Origin of the sequence: Donghicola mangrovi, from assembly GCF_013377535.1 — a bacterium.
Taxonomy (GTDB): Bacteria; Pseudomonadota; Alphaproteobacteria; order Rhodobacterales; family Rhodobacteraceae; genus Donghicola; species Donghicola mangrovi.
Genome location: NZ_JABCJE010000015.1, coordinates 16,888 through 32,816, shown reverse-complemented (window position 1 = coordinate 32,816; position 15,929 = coordinate 16,888). Strand labels below are relative to the sequence as shown.

Genomic DNA, 15,929 nt, shown 5'->3' with positions numbered 1-15,929 from the left:
TCAGGCCTCCTTCAGCATGGCCGCGAGCGTGCGTTCGGCGAGGGTGATCTTGAAGGCGTTCTCTTCGGTGGGCGTTGCCCCGTCGAGAAGGCGGGCAATGACCGCGCGTGCGCCGTTGGGAAGTTCGGCATCGGCCTCGGTGCGGCGCCAGGGCTTGGGTGCCACGCCGCCAAGCGCGATCCGGCCCGTGCCGTCGGCCTGACGGATCAGGGCCACGGAGACTAGGGCGAAGGCGTAAGACGCACGATCGCGGACCTTGTGATAGCTCTGCCTGCCCCCGACAGGCGCGGGCAGGGTCACATGGGTGATCAGCTCGCCCGGCAGCAGCGCAGTTTCCTGATCAGGCGTGTCGCCGGGCAGCTGGTGGAACTCTTCCAGCGGGATCTGGCGGGTCATGCCGGTGGGGGTCACCGTCTCAATGACGGCATCCAGCACTCGCATGGCCACAGCCATGTCGGACGGGTGGGTGGCGATGCAGGCCTCCGAGGTCCCGATCACGCCGAGCTGCCGCGAGAACGCCCCCTCGGTCAGCGCGCCGCAGCCTGTGCCTGGTGCGCGCTTGTTGCAAGGCATTGCGGTGTCATAGAAATACGGACAGCGCGTGCGCTGTAGAAGGTTTCCGCCTGTGGTGGCCTTATTGCGTAGCTGGCCGCTGGCACCGGCGGCGATGGCGCGGGTCAGCACCGGGTAGTCGCGGCGGATACGGGCATCGGCCGAGAGCACGGTATTGGTCACCAGTGTGCCGATGCGCAATCCGCCGTCTTCCGTCTCGGAAATGGTATCGAGGCCCAGACCGTTCACGTCGATCAGATGGACCGGTGTCTCGATTTCCAACTTCATCAGGTCCAGCAGGTTGGTGCCACCAGCGATGAACTTGGCTCCTTGGACTTCCGCAGCGCGGGCGGCAGCGGCACCGGGATCCGAGGCTTTCTCGTAGCTGAACTGTCTCATGCCTGATCCTCCGCAACCTGGGTGATGGCGGCGAGGATGTTTGCATAGGCCCCGCAACGGCAGATATTGCCTGACATCCGTTCGCGGATCTCGGCATCGGTGATGGTGATCTCGGCGGTAAGGTCGTCGGTCACATGGCTGGGGATACCTGCCCGGATTTCGTCCAGCACCGCGCGGGCGGACTGGATCTGTCCCGGCGTGCAGTAGCCGCATTGAAAGCCGTCATTCTCGACAAACGCGGTTTGCATCGGGTCCATAGCGTCCGGTGCGCCGATCCCTTCGATCGTTTCCACCTCGTCCCCGTCATGCATCACGGCGAGGCTCAGGCAGCTGTTCACACGCGTGCCGTTCACGGTGCAGGTGCAGGCGCCGCATTGCCCATGATCACAGCCTTTCTTGGTGCCGGTCAGTTGCAGGTGTTCGCGCAGTGCGTCGAGCAGCGTGGTGCGGTTGTCGACGGTCAGCTCGCGTCCCTCGCCGTTGACGGTCAGAAAAACGGTGGTGCTCTCGGCGCCTACGGGAGCAGCGGTCTGTGCGGCGGCCTTGCGGGACATCCCCACCGTGACGGCAGCTACGGCGGTGCCAGCAATGAAGGTGCGGCGGCGGAGTTCGAAGTTTATGGCTGGGGACACGGATTGCTCCTCATGGATGGGCTTGACGGTGATATGTGGCCTTGGAGCAAAATTGGGAGTTCGACAGGATTCATAGCAGTGATGACTCAGAGTGATGGAACACTCCGGCTTGCCGGCCTCCCCGGCCTGAGGTTGCCCAAACTAGACTGGCGTCCCTGCTAGCGGACAGATCTGCAGAAGCTTAGAACCAGTAGGTTTTTTCGCGAAGACAAGGCACACGGGCGCGGCTCCTTGTCAGAAACCCGCAGGCGGGGCGCTATCTGTTTGTGTCATGAGTGCGATGCCTAACGCTCATTTGAAATCGGGGACATCCCCCCTTAATTTTCAACCTGCCTCACGTTGCAGTGATGGCAGTTGTGCTCAAAGTTGGGGGCTGGCGTCCGTCCCGTCCCGTCAAAATGAATGGATCTCACCTTGAAAATTACTCCCCTTTCCGCCGCGCTTGTCGTGGCGGCCTTCGCGTCGTCGGCGCGCGCTGACACTTGCTCGGACCTGGCCAAGACCGGGCTCCATGATGTCCGGATCGACCGCGCGTCGCTCCAGCAGGCCGGATCGCTTCCCCCGGACGAGATGAGTGCCATGACGGGGGGCGCGCCCGTGCCGACAGAGGTCGGCAGCCACTGCCTCGTTCAGGGCAAGATCGGCGACCGGGAGGGGATGAATGGCCGCTACGGCACGCGTTTCGAATTGCGGATGCCGCAGGACTGGAACGGCCGCTTCCTGTTTCAGGGTGGCGGCGGTACCGACGGGTTCCTTGCGCCCGCGATCGGCCCGATCCCATCGACCGGGTCGCGCGCAACGCCGGGGCTGACACGGGGCTATGCGGTGGTAAGCATGGATGGCGGGCACGATGGGCTCGACTTCGCCTTTGCCGCCGACCAGCAGGCACGGCTCGACCTCGGCTACGCCTCCATCGGCAAGATCACAGCCGCCGCGAAGGCGTTGGTACGTGCCTACTACGGCGAGGCACCGGAGCAGTCATTCTTCATGGGCTGCTCGAACGGCGGCCGCGAAGCGATGATCGCCGCCGAGCGTTTCCCACTTGAATTCGACGGGGTCGTTGCGGGCAATCCGGCGTTCCACCTGTCGCGCGCGGCGCTTGGCGGGGTCTGGGATGTCACGCAATGGGCGAAGGTCGCGCCGCGCGATGCGATGCATACGGCGCTGTCGCAGGCAGATCTGGAGACCGTCGCGAACGAGGTTCTGCGTCAGTGCGACGCCCTCGATGGTCGCGAGGACGGGATCGTCGCCGCCTATCGTCAGTGCAGCTTCGATCCCGAAGCGCTGCGCGGGCAGATCGACGATGGCAGGCTGGATGCGCTGATCACCGTCATGGACGGCGCGCGCGATGCGGGCGGAGCACGGGTCTACAGCGACTGGCCGTGGGATCCGGGGATGGCTGCGCCGGGCTGGCGGACCTGGAAGCTGGGGACCGCAGAGCAGCCGTCGCTGCACCAGACGCTGACGGTTCCTTCGACCGAGGCGCTGATGCTGACGCCGCCGCAGTCGATCCCGGATGCGCCAGATTTCGCGGCGCTCGCACGCGGCACTGCCGACGTTGGCGGCTACCTCGATGCGGATGACACCTTTCTGACCACCTTCGCCAACCGTGGCGGCAAGATGGTGATCTTCCAGGGGTTGGCGGACCCGATTTTCTCGGCCTGGGACATCGCGCAATGGCACGACCGGGCGGAAGCCGACACCGGAGCAGACTTCGCACAGCTTTTCATGGTGCCGGGGATGACCCATTGCGGTGGGGGCCGTGACGCCTTCGAGGACTTCGATCCGCTGACCGTGCTGGAAGAATGGACCGCAGGGGGTGATGCGCCTCAGCAGATGCCGGCAAGCGCACCGTCAAGGCCCGGCGAGGAGATGCCGGTCTGCGCCTGGCCGCTCGAGGCGCAATACACCGGCGAGGGAACCGGGGCGGACAGCTTCACCTGTACGGCCGGCTGAGCCTGGGGCATTCCCTTGAAACAGGAAGCGGCCGCGCCGGGCGGCCGCTTCCGATGGGTTCAGCGCAGAGCGCAGGCAAAGCTTCCCGCCTGCGCGGGGTCGCCGCCGGCGAAGCGCGGGAAGGCGGGATATTCGCACAGGGGCATTTCGCGCAGGGCGCCCGCGACCACGGCATTCGAGACGGGATCGACCGGGGCGGTGCCCGTTTCGACCCAGGCATCGAGCGCGGCAAGGCTGTCCCAGTTCATGTTGTAGACGCCCATGCCGTGCCCGTAGCCCGGCTGCACGTAGTACCGCAGGAAGGCGCGCGCGCCATCGTGGCTGGCCTGAAGACGCAGTGCGTAATCCGTCGTCGCCGGTTCGGGAACGAGCATGTCGGTTGTGCCCTGCACGAGGATCATCTTGCCATCATGCGCGAGGAAGTCCGAAAGATCCGTGCTTGTCGCATCGGTTCCGTTGGCATAAGCCTGCATTGGCTTGCGGAGCGACTCAAGGTCTATATTGGCAAGCTCGAGATCCGGATTGCCCGTCAGGAAATGCCGCGCGATCTCGCGTACGAACAGCGACTGCGGGGTGAGCGGGCTGCCGTCCTCGGTGAACCACAACCCGGTCAGATCGCCGCCCGTCGTTGCAGGAAACGGACCGATGCGCGAGATGCCGTTGGCCATCTCGTAGGGCAGCGTCAGGCGCTCGGTGCCACGTTGCAGGGTCGCTACTTGCGCAGGAGACAGGCAACCGGCGGTCTTTCCTTCGTTGCAGAGCAGATCGTGCGGAGCGAAGCTTGCTTCGCAGGCGGAGACATTGGCGACGACGCCGTCCTTGATACCGTCGAGCGCATCGCAGGCAGCAAGGGTCCGGTCGTGGACGAGCTGCTGCGCCTCTGGCGGCAGATACCCTCCGTCAGAGAAATAGGCGGCTTGCGTCAGCTCCCACCAGCCGAGGATCAGCGCGCCGTTGTCCTTCGCGGGGTAGTATGACACCACACCGTCGAAATCCGCGCCATAGCGTTGCGCCGCAACCAGCGCTTCCTGTCCGCCTTTCGAACCGCCGATGTAGTAGACCCGCTCCGCGGCTCGGCCATAGGCTTCGGAGAGGATCGTTCCGGCCACGTCGCGCAGCTTCTTGACCGCCTCGCCGGCGTAGTTGCGCCGCGCTTCGTCACTGCTGGCAAAACTGCCATCGAAGGTGTTTCCCTGATGCCCGCTGTCCGAACCGAACGTCACGTATCCGCGCGCCAGCGGTTTGACCGTAGCATCTGCGCCGGTGATCGCGGTTTGTGCACCGGTCGTGGCCTCGGTCACTTCGTCCGCCGCCGGCCCCGTGCCAACGATGTTGTCGAGCCCGGTGACGACGGTGCCGTTGAGGCCGCCGCCGCCCATCTGGACGGCCTTGCCGTTCCAGTTGTCCGGAAGGTTGATCTGGAACAGGATCGGGGGCGCGTCAGACGTGATCGGGAGGATTTCACCAGTGATCTGGCAGTAGGGCGGAAACTCGCGGCTGTCGGCGACATGGGCGGCTCCGGTCACGCGAGCTCCGTTTGTCGGAAGGCCGATTTCATCGGCCCCAATAGCGAGACCTTCCAGTCCTTGGGGGCATGCTGATTGTGCGGCCCCCGCGAAAGCGAGCAAGACGGCGCTTAGTGCGCTGCTAGAAACAAGGGTATTCATGGGGAAACTTCACGTCCTTCATTGAAAAGGCCCGGCGTTGCGGCCGGGCCTCGGGGTCGTTCATCAGGCGGCGAGATGTTCGCCGAAGAAGCTTCCAAGCTTGTCGAACGGGATCTTTTCCACCTGATCGTAGAGGTCCGTGTGGGTCGCGCCCGGAACGATCAAAAGCTCTTTCGGCTCGGCGGCGGCCTCATAGGCGGTCTCGCTGAAATAGCGCGAATGGGCGACCTCGCCGTGGATCAGCAGCGTCGGGCGCGGCGTGATCTCGGCGATGTAGGTCATCAGCGGCATGTTCATGAAGGACAGCGGCGTCGTCGCGCTGAACGAGCCGTTCGAGTTAATCGAACGCGGATGATAGCCGCGGGCCTCATCACGATAATAGGCCGCATATTCCTTCACGAACTGCGGTGCCTCGTCGGGCACGTTTGCAAGGCTGACCGGACCATAGGTGGGCGCACCTTTGTCGACGTCCTGCCAGCGCTGCGCCGCAAGACCCGCGAGCATTTCGGTACGCTGTTCGAGCGTTACGCTGTCGTTGTAGCCGTGCGCCATGAGGCGACTCATGTCATACATGGTGCTGGTCGCGACCGCCTTGATACGCTTGTCGATGGCGGCCGCATTCAGGGCCATGCCGCCCCAGCCGCAGATGCCGAGGATACCGATCCGTTCGCGATCAACGGTCTCCTGCGTGCCGAGGAAATCCACCGCAGCGCTGAAGTCCTCGGTGTTGACATCGGGCGAGGCGGTGTTGCGGGGCTGTCCGCCGCTTTCACCCGTCCAGGAGGGATCGAAGGCCAGGGTCGCAAAGCCACGCTCGGCTAGAGTCTGCGCATAAAGCCCCGAGGACTGTTCCTTGACCGCGCCGAACGGGCCGCTGATCGCGATGGCGGGCAGAGCGCCGCTGCGCTCTTTCGGCAGGTAGAGATCGCCGGACAGCTCGATCCCGTAGCGGTTGGTGAAGGTGACCTTCTGGTGGTCGATGCGATCGCTTTTGAGGAATGTCTTGTCCCAGTCGTTGGTCATGGTCTGTGCCTTTGCGGGTATCACGTCAAATATCGAAGCCGCTGCGTAAGCGGCGAAGGAGGCGCTGGTCAGCGTCAGCAGGCTCCGTCGTGCAAGGTGGGGGCCTGTGATGGTCGGTTCGTCGGTCATGGTCCTGCTTCTTCGCTGTGCAGCGGCTAGTAGGCAGAAGTTGCCTATTCTCTTGCCTGCTTCATAAATGCGATTTAACATGTGCCAATATGTGCGACTAGTAGGACTTCCGTCATGGATTTGATGATCCTTATTCATGATCTTTGCGAAGCAGGTCATGTGACGAGAAAGGGCGACGACGCATGAGGCGCGAAGACCTATCCGACCTCTCGGTCTTTGTGGTGGTTGTGGAAGAAGGCAGCTTCACGCGGGCCGCAGTGCGCCTTGGCGTCTCGCAATCGGCAGTGAGCCACACGATCCGCAGGCTGGAGGACTCGCTGGGGTTCCGGCTGCTCAATCGCAGCACGCGCAGCATTTCCGCGACAGACAGCGGCGAAAAACTCCTGTCGACCCTGCGGCCTGGTCTGTCGCAGATAGAGGCGCGCATTGAGGAACTGCGTTCGATCCGCGACACGCCGTCGGGGCTGGTCCGTATCACGACCTCTCGGGATGTGGCGCACCGGTATCTTTGGCCGGTAGTGACGGGGCTGGTGCGCGACTATCCGGAGATGCAGATCGAAATCAACACCAACAGCCGGGTCGTCGATCTGGCCGAAGGGCGGTTCGATGCGGCCATCCGACTGTCGGAATCCGTTGGGCCCGATCTGATTGCCGTCCCGATCGGCCCGGAGATGACCATGGCGGCAGTCGGCGCTCCGAAGTATTTCCGCACGCGCGGCGAGCCGCAGCATCCGTCGGATCTGTCGGAGCACGATTGCATCACCATGCGTTTCGGTGCCGATACCGCGCCCTATGACTGGGAGTTCGAGAAGGACGGACAGGAAATCGTCCGCAAGGTCAGTGGACCGTTGATCTTCAACGATGGTGACATGCTGATCCGCGCTGCCCGCGAAGGCTACGGCTTGGCTTATGTGCTTCTTTCCGAAGTGCAGGACGATATCGACGCCGGCCGTTTGCGGCGAGTGCTTGCGGACTGGTGCCCGCCGTTCGATGGCTACAAGTTGTGTTACTCCAGCCGCAGGCAGATGTCTTCGGCGTTGCGGCTGTTGATCGACCGGCTTCGGTATCACGGGGCCTGAGCTTCAGTATCCGCGCGCCGGATCGACTTGCACAGGCCATCTCGGTGGCATCACTCAGGGCGCACTGTTTCGGCGACTTGCTACGCGACGATGCCTGGTAGCGAGGTGGTGCCCACGTGAGACCGGATGGTCTAAGCGGGGACGCAGGGTGACTCCGCGACCCCCGGCACGCACTCAAAGCTTCTGACGACCGCCGATCACCGCATCTGCAACACGATCGGCGCAATACTTGCCGGATCTGTCCTGTCGCGCAGATCGGCCACTGCCTCCGGGGTCACCGGTCCGCCGTCATTGCCCCAGGCCTGCCGGATGTCGCCCAGCACATCTGCAATCTCTGCGTCAGTCAGATGAGCGCGGTAGGGCGGCAAGCGGCGGGATCCACTGGTGCTGACCCTGTCCCTCGCGCCCGTGGCAGGCGACACAGGTAGCTATGTAGGTCTAGGCCCTCGGCAGGTCGGATCGCGCGGCCTGTGCCAACGTGGTCACTTCCGCAGGGGCGGGGGTCCAGGCCGGGTCTTCGCCCGGCAGGGACTTGAGGTAGACGGCCATCGCGCGCAGGTCGTCATCCGTCATGAACTGAAGCGAATTGTTGAAGGCCTCCGTCATCGATCCGAAGACCACGGCGTGTTCGTTGCGCCCCTGCGACAGGAAGTCGAACAGCGCATCCTCGCTCCAGCGGCCGATGCCAGCCGCGCCGTCGCCGCGTAGCGAAGGCGCATACCAGCCGTCAAGCAGAGCACCCGACAGGAAGGCATCATCGCCGCTGTCCAGGCCCTTTTCGTTCATCGCTAAAAAGCAGGCGCAGCGATTCCTGTCCGCCTATGACCAGATCAATACGATATTCAGACCCCACCGCTATCGCCTTTCCGCAATCTCATACCGCCACACCAGAGCCGACGCTTTCGGTCTCTGGTAAAACCATACTGCCGACATGGCCACTTGACCGGCAAGGATCTCACTTATTTCACTCAGGAGAAAATAAGTTGGCAAGCCCGAGCTGCGATATAATTCTAAATTATACCCATCCAATCTGTAACCCTTCAAAAGATTGAAGTTGCTCCATGACTGAGAAAGACTCTTGATCAAATTGATCAGGAGAAGATCGTGGAGCAAAGATTTTCTGGACGGGGCTTTGTTGTAACTGGAGCTGGCAGCGGTATCGGTGCAGCTACAACGAAACGGTTGTTGAGTGAGGGCGCAAAAGTCGCTGCTTTTGATGTGAGCCTTGATTGGACGAAGTCCGCGGACAAGGAGATCACTGAAAATCCAGATCTAATGTCGCTCGAGCTGGATGTTTGTGATTACTCACAGGCAATGCGGACCATGAAATATCTCCGCGGGCAGTGGGATAGCCTAAACGGATTAGTCAATTGCGCAGGTATCACTGGTATCGGCTCAATTATCGATTCCGATCCAGAGCAGCACAAAAAAATCATGGATGTTAACCTCAATGGCACGATAAACATGTGCCAAGCATTCGTGAATGCCGTAAAAGACGATCTTGGCCCTCGAGCGATTGTCAATATTTCGTCCGGTGCCGGACTGCTTGGTGTTCCTAATCGTCTGTCTTACGTGGCATCAAAATTTGGCATTTCAGGCATCACAAAATCCATGTGCCCAGAACTTGGGCCTCTGGGAATTCGGGTGAACGCAATTGCACCTGGTGTGACACGCACTCCACTGATGGATTATGCATTGAAAGATCCGGTGAAAGCCAAAGCCATTTTTGGAGCGCATCCAATCGGTCGCATTGGTGAGCCCGAAGAAATTGCTGCTGCCATTGCGTTCCTTCTCTCCGATGATGCGAGCTTTATGACTGGATCGGTTGTTTCGGTCGATGGCGGCCAAACTGCCTGCATTTGATGATCTACTATGATTGAAGTCACGCTCCTCGTTGATTGTCGCAACCATCTTGGCGAAAGTCCAATTTGGGACGCAGAGGAGCAGTGGCTTTACTGGGTTGACAGTACAGGTTGCGAAATATGGCGCTGCCGGTTTGACGGTAGTGAGCTTGAGACACTTTATGTGCCTGACTTCATAGGGACAATTGCGCTCCGCGCAAGAGGTGGCGCCATTCTAGCATTGGCAAATGGGTTTCATTTCTATGACCTGCGCAAGCAAAAGGTCGAATTGATCAAAAACCCCTTGGAAGACATCCCGGATTATCGATTCAATGATGGCAAGGTTGATCGGGCGGGACGGCTGTTTGTCGGGTGTATGGGTTATGACTTTGAGCGACCCGATGTGAATAAAGTCATTTCGCCCGCCCAGAATGGCCCTGTTTTCAGACTTGATCCTGATCTGAGCGTTCATCAGATCGATCAGGGTATGAGCTGTTTTAATGCACCCTGTTGGAGCCCGGACAATCGCACCTTTTATTATGGTGACACTGAGCAGGGTGTTCTTTGGGCCAGCGACTACGACCTGTCAAATGGCACATCGAGTAACCGGCGCGTCTTTGCGAGAGATGCAGGGTTTGCGGGTCTCGTCGATGGGGCGACGGTTGATGCTGAAGGATACGTTTGGAACGCCAAAGTGCTTGGTGGGCGTTTGGTGAGGTATGCACCTGACGGCAGTGTTGATCGGGTCATTCAGATGCCTGTTCGGAATGTTACTTCGGTCGCATTTGGCGGACCTGACTTGGACATACTGTTTGTTACCTCAATGGCCAAACCTGTGCGCGGTGTCGTCAATACCCAGCATGGAGCTGGTGGTGTGTTTGCAGTCAGTGGGCTTGGAGTTCGAGGGATTCCAGAGACACGATTTGCGGGTTGAGTTTACATTCTAAAGGACAATCATGACTGATATTTCTCATCGTCTTGCGGCATTTGCGGCAGAGACGCGGTTCGAAGATTTGCCGCAGGCTGCAGTGGAAGCGGCGAAGAAAAGTCTTATGGATACCATTGGTGTCATGTTGGGGGCGAGCGGAGTTGAGCCTGCGGTCCAGCCAATCCTTGATTTGATGGTTGAAACTGGAGGCCGAGAGGAAGCTACGGTTTTTGGGGCAGGAACGCGACTGCCTGCGTCATCGGCTGCCTTCTCCAATGGCACACTGGCTCATGGTCTTGATTATGACAGTCAGACACCTTGGGGCGCACATCCAGATAGTTCACTCGTACCTGCGTTGCTGGCTCTCGCGGAGCGTGTCGGCGGAGTGAGTGGTAAGCAGCTACTGACGTCAATTGCCATCGGACAGGAGTTGTTTATCCGCCTACGCTGCAATGTGCGTTGGAATATGGACTGGAACTTGTCTAGTGCAGTCGGTGTCTATTCCGGCGTTGCGGCTTGTGCTGCGCTACTTGGCCTAAATGCGAAGCAAGTCGCCAATGCAATGGGTATCGCAAGCCTTCAGGCCGGCGGTACTATGCAGCAGATTTTTGGAACAGGAAGCGATTTGCGAGGGCTATATGCGGGCTTTATCGCGCAAACCTGTGTCAATGCTGCGCTCTTGGCTCAAAAAGGAATGCTCGGAATGGGTGAGCTTTTCGAAGGCGAGGCGGGCATTTTTAAGGTTTACTTTGGCGGTGAATATGATGCCGGCAAAATGCTAGATGGCCTTGGGACGGAATTCCTGAGCGGTCAGATGACTTACAAGTATTGGCCTGCGGTGGGCAATGCCCACACCTACATTCACGCGGCAATTGAGCTTATGCGGCAGCACGAAATCGATTTGGCCAAGATTGACAAGGTTAAGGTCTATGTAGGCACCTTTGCCGAACGCATGTGTTTCCCAGAGGAAGCACGGAAGAAACCAGCTACCATGATGGACGCAAAGTTTTCGTTGCCTATGACGGTGGCGATTGCCCTCTCTAAGGGCAAAATCGGCGTTGGCGACTTTGGACCGGATGCTCTTCAAGACGGTGATATTTTGGCGTTGGCATCAAAGGTTGAGGCGGTGCCAGATCCAGCGTTCAACTGGAACCTGAAGCTCCCAGCGGGCAAGGTAGAAGTTTTCACCGTAGATGGTGCCACCTATTCTGCGCTTGGCGAGAATGTTCCGGGAACGCCAGAAAACCCAATGACGTGGGAACAACTTGAAGACAAGTTCCGCGATTGTGCTGCCCATGCGCGCAGTGAGATTGGGGCTGATGCTATTAGCCAAACGGTAGCGACTATTAAAACGCTCGAGGCATCTGGAAATGTGTCTGAGCTGATCAAAATGGTTGCTTAAGAAAAAGGGACGCAGGAAATCTTTTCTGCGGCCCTTTTGGTTACTTGGGTACGAAACTACTTCCGCCTGAGGTGCTTGAGATGTTGATCATCAAGCTTTTTGTCTCAAGAAATTCGTTGATAGCTTCGGCACCATGTTCACGGCCAATTCCCGAGCGTTTCATACCACCTGTCGGCATTGTGTAGCTGTAGCTACGATACGTATTGCCCCAAACCATACCTGCTTCGAGAGCTTTTGAGACGCGCAAAAGCCGACCAATATCACGGGTCCAGACACCTGCGGCGAGACCATAGGCGATGTCGTTTCCGATGTTGATCGCCTCTTCTTCATCATCGAAGCCAATAATCGATAAGATCGGGCCAAAAACCTCTTCTTGTGCAATGCGCATATCATTGGTGACGTCAGTGAAGACGGTTGGTTCAACGAAGTAGCCTTTGTTCAAAACGTTGTTGTTTAGCGCATTTCCACCGGCAACACATGTTGCACCATCTGCATGAGCGATAGCGATATATTCGAGTACTTTGTCGAACTGGGCCTTGTTTGAAATAGGACCCATCTGTGTGTCTGCATTCATAGGATTGCCGACTTTGACGGAGCGCGACGCACGAACGATCTTGTCTATAAACTCGTCTTTGATCGAATTTTGAACCAAAAGGCGTGATCCCGCAGTACACATCTGTCCCGCAGCACCGAAGATACCAGAGATCGCGCCATTCGCCGCCGCGTCCAGATCGGCATCTTCGAAAACGATGTTCGGGGACTTGCCACCAAGTTCCATCGTAACACGTTTCATATGTCGTGCTGCTGCTTCGTAAATACGAGCACCCGTGCCATCTGATCCTGTGAAGGTGATCATCGCGACTTTGGGATTTTCGACAAGAGATGGGCCGACTTCATGGCCGTAGCCCGAGATTACATTTAGCACGCCATCGGGAAGGCCTGCTTTCTTCGTCAGCTTTGCAAATTCGAGTGAACTCGCTGTTGAATATTCGGAAGGTTTTACGACGACTGCGCAACCAGCGGCGAGGGCAGGAGCGCATTTGAGGGCAAGAAATGTTAGGGGCGAATTCCAAGCGGTGATTGCCGCTACAACGCCGACAGGAACGCGCATGGTCATCCCAAACATGTCCTGTTTTTCAAGTGGAAGCACACTACCTTCAATTTTATCGGCCAGGCCGCCATAGTAGCGCCAAAGTTCAGCGGAAAAACCAAGCTGTCCGCGCATTTCGGCAAGGAGCTTACCGTTGTCCCTTACTTCAATTTGTGCGAGCGCATCTGTTTCTTGAAGAAGCAATTCCGAAATTCGAACCAAGATTTTGCCGCGTTCAGTCGCACTCATTTTGGACCAAGGGCCGCTATGCATAGCGGCATGCGCTATATCGACTGCATAGTCTGCATCTTGAGCAGTGCCAGCGGGAACTTGCGCCCAAATCGAGCGATCAAAAGGGTTTTCGCAATCGATCCATTTGTCTGCAATCGAGCTAAACTCTCGCCCATAAATCCAGTGTGAATAACGCTGCATTTGAGGACCCTCCTTAAATTGCATTTGGTGAATAGTCGCGAGGAAGCCCGATCGACTTGAGTTCGACATAGGATTCAAATCCCTCCCAGCCGTTTTCACGTCCCATGCCAGATTGTTTGACCCCACCGAACGGGGCATGGAAACCGAATGGGTTTCCGTTGATCTCGACCACGCCTGTTTTTATGCAATCTGCGATTGAAACCGCGCGGTCAACATCTTTGGAGAACACTGTGCCACTCAGGCCAAAAATCGAGTTGTTTGCAATCGCAACGGCCTCGTCTTCGGTTTCGAACGAAGTGATGGTTACGACCGGTCCGAAGATCTCTTCTTGTGCCAGGGAAGCATTTTGATCGACGTCGGCGAAAACTGTAGGTTTTACGAACCAACCGTGGTTCAATCCTTCGGGCCGACCAAGGCCACCCGTAACGAGACTTAAACCTTCTTTAATGCCGATTTCGATATAGCGCACAACGTTATCACGTTGTTTTTCGCTAACCATCGGGCCGATAATGGTCGATGGATCGCTCGGGTCTCCGACAGGAAGTGACTCAACCATCGCCTTAAATGCTTGCGTGAATTCAGTGGCGCGGGATTCTGCGACGAGAACCCGAGTTTTGAGGGTGCAAATCTGGCCGGAGTTACGGAAGGATAGCATTTTCAATGCTTCTACTGCTGCGGGAATGTCAGCGTCCTCGGTGATAATCGCCGCCGATTTGCCGCCGAGTTCGAGCGTGATCGGTCGAAGGATTTTGCCACAGGCTGCTGCAAGGTGACTACCTGCCCCCGTAGAACCCGTGAACGTCACCTTGTCGACGCCAGAGTGTAAGACAAGATATTCGGCTTCAGCACGATCACATGTCACGACGTTCAAGACCCCAGCCGGAATCCCTGCTTCATGCGCCATTTCAGCTAGAAGATAGGCACTCAAAGGGGCAAGAGACGCTGGCTTCAGAACCACACTGCAGCCTGCCAAGAGCGCAGGCCCAAGCTTTTGGATGGTGGTCATCAAGGGCGCATTCCAAGGAGTTATAAGTACCGCAACGCCTTTTGGTAGACGGCGCACGAGTGCTTTGCCCGTCACGGATTCGCGAATTTCTGACCAAGGATACTCGTTGGCGGCAATCTGCATTTGTTCATCGAGCATTTTGACAGGTAGGCTCGCTTGAATGGAACGAGCCTGTGTGATCGGACTGCCCATCTCAGCGGAAATTGCTTGCGCGATTTCTTCCTGTCTTTGTTCGATGATGTCGCGAAGCCGAGCGATTACAGCAACGCGCTCTTTGGCAGACATGCGAGGCCACGGTCCTTTGTCAAATGCGCTTCGCGCAGCCTTGACTGCTAGGTCGATATCATCACGGGAGCACTGTGGGACCGTAGCAATTACCTGTTCAGAGTATGCTGAGATTACCTCAATTTTGCCTGTTCCTTGAGCAGGGACCCACTGGCCATCCACATAAATAGTATCTCTGGTGAAGTTGGTTTCCATGATCGCCTCATCTCGAATGCCACTCATTTACTGCGGCTCATGGTCACGAATACCTTAATCGATCGCTGCTGACACTTGGGCTAGGTCAATTCGGGAGGCAGGAGTATAACTTATTGTTATATCTGGGCGTGATCGACTATCCAGCAACCTGTCCAAGCGGGCCCAATATCATTACTGATTACCCAGCAATTAACATCGGGGAATCTGGTATGCGCGGAGTTGTCTTTAAAGGTAATCGTGAGCTTGAAGTCTTGGATTTTGAAGTTCCGCGCCCCGGCACAGGTGAAGCGCTTATTCGAATGCAAGCTTCCGGTATGTGCGGAAGTGATTTGCATTTTTATCGTGCGGAAAGCCCCGAAAAACAACTTATCTCTCAGGGCTTTGGCAGCTTTGCCGATCGTGGATTGGCATCGGATACAAAGATTATTGCCGGTCACGAGCCGAGCGGCATAATTGAAGAGGTGGGGGTAGGCGTTGATCCCAAGCAATTCAAATCTGGGGATCGTGTCATCGTTTTCCACTACGAAGGCTGTGGATGCTGTGATCACTGCCGCACGGGCTGGACTCAGATGTGTGTGGAGGGCGCGGAGCCACATGGAGCGATCCGAAATGGTGGTCATGCTGACTATATGTGTGTTCCAGTGTCGACATTGGTACATTTGCCCAGTGATATTTCGTTCGTGGGTGGAGCTGCGATTGCCTGTGGGACTGGCACAGCCTTTGGTGCATTGAATCGATTGAACGTAAGTGCACGAGACACCCTTGTCATCTATGGCCTCGGCCCTGTGGGATTGGCTGCTGTTCAACTTGGTGCTGCTTTAGGTGCTGAAGTGATTGGCGTCGATATTGACCAAAAGCGTGTCGAAGCAGCTAAGTTGTTTGGCGCAGCTCATGTGATCGATGGTAGATCGAAAGATCCTGTTGAGGAGGTGTTCAAGATCACTGGTGGCAAGGGCGCAAGCTGCGCCATTGATTGCGCCGGTGGTGAAATACCAAAAACGCAAGCGGTTCGATCAACCGCTCCATGGGGACGGATTGCTCTCGTAGCTGTGGGCGGCAATCTGAACGTCGTGGGTTGGAATGATCTTATCAAATCACAGAGGACCGTGATCGGCTCCTATACGTTTTCGATAACTGGCATGAAGCAATGTGCGGAATTCATTGCTCATCATGGTGTTGAGGTGGATCGGGTCTTTTCCGATCATTGGAACCTAGAGCAAGCGTCTACGGCTTATGCTGCTTTTGATAGTCAGGTAGGCGGAAAGGGCGTTTTTGTATTCTAGCCGAATAATACGTTATAATCAGAAATTATA

The 15,929-nt window shown here is 57.7% G+C and carries 14 protein-coding genes and 1 pseudogene; 7 read left to right on the top strand and 8 right to left on the bottom strand.

Going from position 1 to position 15,929, the window contains the following annotated elements; all coding sequences use genetic code 11:
* Both HJ536_RS18950 and paoA read right to left on the bottom strand, forming a co-directional pair.
* Complete coding sequence (locus tag HJ536_RS18950) at positions 1-951, bottom strand: FAD binding domain-containing protein (protein WP_177158978.1); 951 nt, start codon at positions 949-951, stop codon at positions 1-3.
* Positions 948-1,583, bottom strand: a complete 636-nt coding sequence (paoA, locus tag HJ536_RS18945) for an aldehyde dehydrogenase iron-sulfur subunit PaoA (RefSeq protein ID WP_177158977.1) — start codon at positions 1,581-1,583, stop codon at positions 948-950. Before paoA ends, HJ536_RS18950 begins: the two co-directional genes overlap by 4 nt.
* Positions 1,584-1,985: 402 nt before the next feature.
* Here paoA and HJ536_RS18940 point away from each other — a divergent pair, with 402 nt between their 5' ends.
* A complete protein-coding gene (locus tag HJ536_RS18940) occupies positions 1,986-3,539 on the top strand; it encodes a tannase/feruloyl esterase family alpha/beta hydrolase (RefSeq protein WP_177158976.1) in 1,554 nt (517 codons plus the stop codon).
* Between the two features lie 59 nt (positions 3,540-3,598).
* Here the strand turns inward: HJ536_RS18940 and HJ536_RS18935 are convergent, their stop codons facing one another.
* Positions 3,599-5,065 (bottom strand): tannase/feruloyl esterase family alpha/beta hydrolase, encoded by a 1,467-nt coding sequence (locus HJ536_RS18935; RefSeq protein ID WP_177158975.1) that lies wholly within the window; start codon positions 5,063-5,065, stop codon positions 3,599-3,601.
* A 204-nt stretch (positions 5,066-5,269) separates the two neighbouring features.
* Positions 5,270-6,358, bottom strand: a complete 1,089-nt coding sequence (locus HJ536_RS18930) for an alpha/beta hydrolase (protein ID WP_177158974.1) — start codon at positions 6,356-6,358, stop codon at positions 5,270-5,272.
* Positions 6,359-6,540: 182 nt separating this feature from the next.
* On the opposite strand from HJ536_RS18930, the gene HJ536_RS18925 reads away from it, so the two are divergent.
* Positions 6,541-7,437: a LysR family transcriptional regulator gene (locus tag HJ536_RS18925; protein WP_177158973.1), complete on the top strand. Its 897-nt coding sequence runs from the start codon at positions 6,541-6,543 to the stop codon at positions 7,435-7,437.
* 197 nt (positions 7,438-7,634) lie between these two features.
* Here the strand turns inward: HJ536_RS18925 and HJ536_RS21140 are convergent, their stop codons facing one another.
* Positions 7,635-7,760: a hypothetical protein gene (locus tag HJ536_RS21140; protein ID WP_265575611.1), complete on the bottom strand. Its 126-nt coding sequence runs from the start codon at positions 7,758-7,760 to the stop codon at positions 7,635-7,637.
* Between the two features lie 115 nt (positions 7,761-7,875).
* Positions 7,876-8,223 carry a hypothetical protein gene (locus HJ536_RS18920; RefSeq protein WP_177158956.1) on the bottom strand — a complete coding sequence of 116 codons (348 nt, stop codon included), beginning with the start codon at positions 8,221-8,223 and terminating at the stop codon, positions 7,876-7,878.
* A gap of 4 nt (positions 8,224-8,227) precedes the next feature.
* Between HJ536_RS18920 and HJ536_RS18915 the strand changes: the two are divergent.
* From HJ536_RS18915 to HJ536_RS18900, 4 genes and pseudogenes are all read left to right on the top strand, one after another.
* Positions 8,228-8,353: pseudogene (locus HJ536_RS18915) on the top strand (IS6 family transposase); the annotation flags it as partial.
* 188 nt (positions 8,354-8,541) lie between these two features.
* Positions 8,542-9,300, top strand: a complete 759-nt coding sequence (locus HJ536_RS18910; RefSeq protein WP_177158972.1) for an SDR family oxidoreductase — start codon at positions 8,542-8,544, stop codon at positions 9,298-9,300.
* Between the two features lie 9 nt (positions 9,301-9,309).
* Complete coding sequence (locus tag HJ536_RS18905; protein WP_177158971.1) at positions 9,310-10,212, top strand: SMP-30/gluconolactonase/LRE family protein; 903 nt, start codon at positions 9,310-9,312, stop codon at positions 10,210-10,212.
* A 22-nt stretch (positions 10,213-10,234) separates the two neighbouring features.
* The gene (locus tag HJ536_RS18900) at positions 10,235-11,608 is read left to right on the top strand and encodes an MmgE/PrpD family protein (RefSeq protein WP_177158970.1); all 1,374 of its coding nucleotides are present in this window, start codon (positions 10,235-10,237) and stop codon (positions 11,606-11,608) included.
* Positions 11,609-11,648: 40 nt separating this feature from the next.
* Here the strand turns inward: HJ536_RS18900 and HJ536_RS18895 are convergent, their stop codons facing one another.
* Both HJ536_RS18895 and HJ536_RS18890 read right to left on the bottom strand, forming a co-directional pair.
* Positions 11,649-13,130: an aldehyde dehydrogenase gene (locus tag HJ536_RS18895; RefSeq protein WP_177158969.1), complete on the bottom strand. Its 1,482-nt coding sequence runs from the start codon at positions 13,128-13,130 to the stop codon at positions 11,649-11,651.
* A 13-nt stretch (positions 13,131-13,143) separates the two neighbouring features.
* On the bottom strand, positions 13,144-14,616 hold the full coding sequence (locus tag HJ536_RS18890) for an aldehyde dehydrogenase (RefSeq protein WP_177158968.1): 1,473 nt from the start codon (positions 14,614-14,616) through the stop codon (positions 13,144-13,146).
* Between the two features lie 113 nt (positions 14,617-14,729).
* Here HJ536_RS18890 and HJ536_RS18885 point away from each other — a divergent pair, with 113 nt between their 5' ends.
* Positions 14,730-15,899 carry a zinc-dependent alcohol dehydrogenase family protein gene (locus tag HJ536_RS18885; protein WP_228028820.1) on the top strand — a complete coding sequence of 390 codons (1,170 nt, stop codon included), beginning with the start codon at positions 14,730-14,732 and terminating at the stop codon, positions 15,897-15,899.
* Positions 15,900-15,929: the final 30 nt, after the last annotated feature.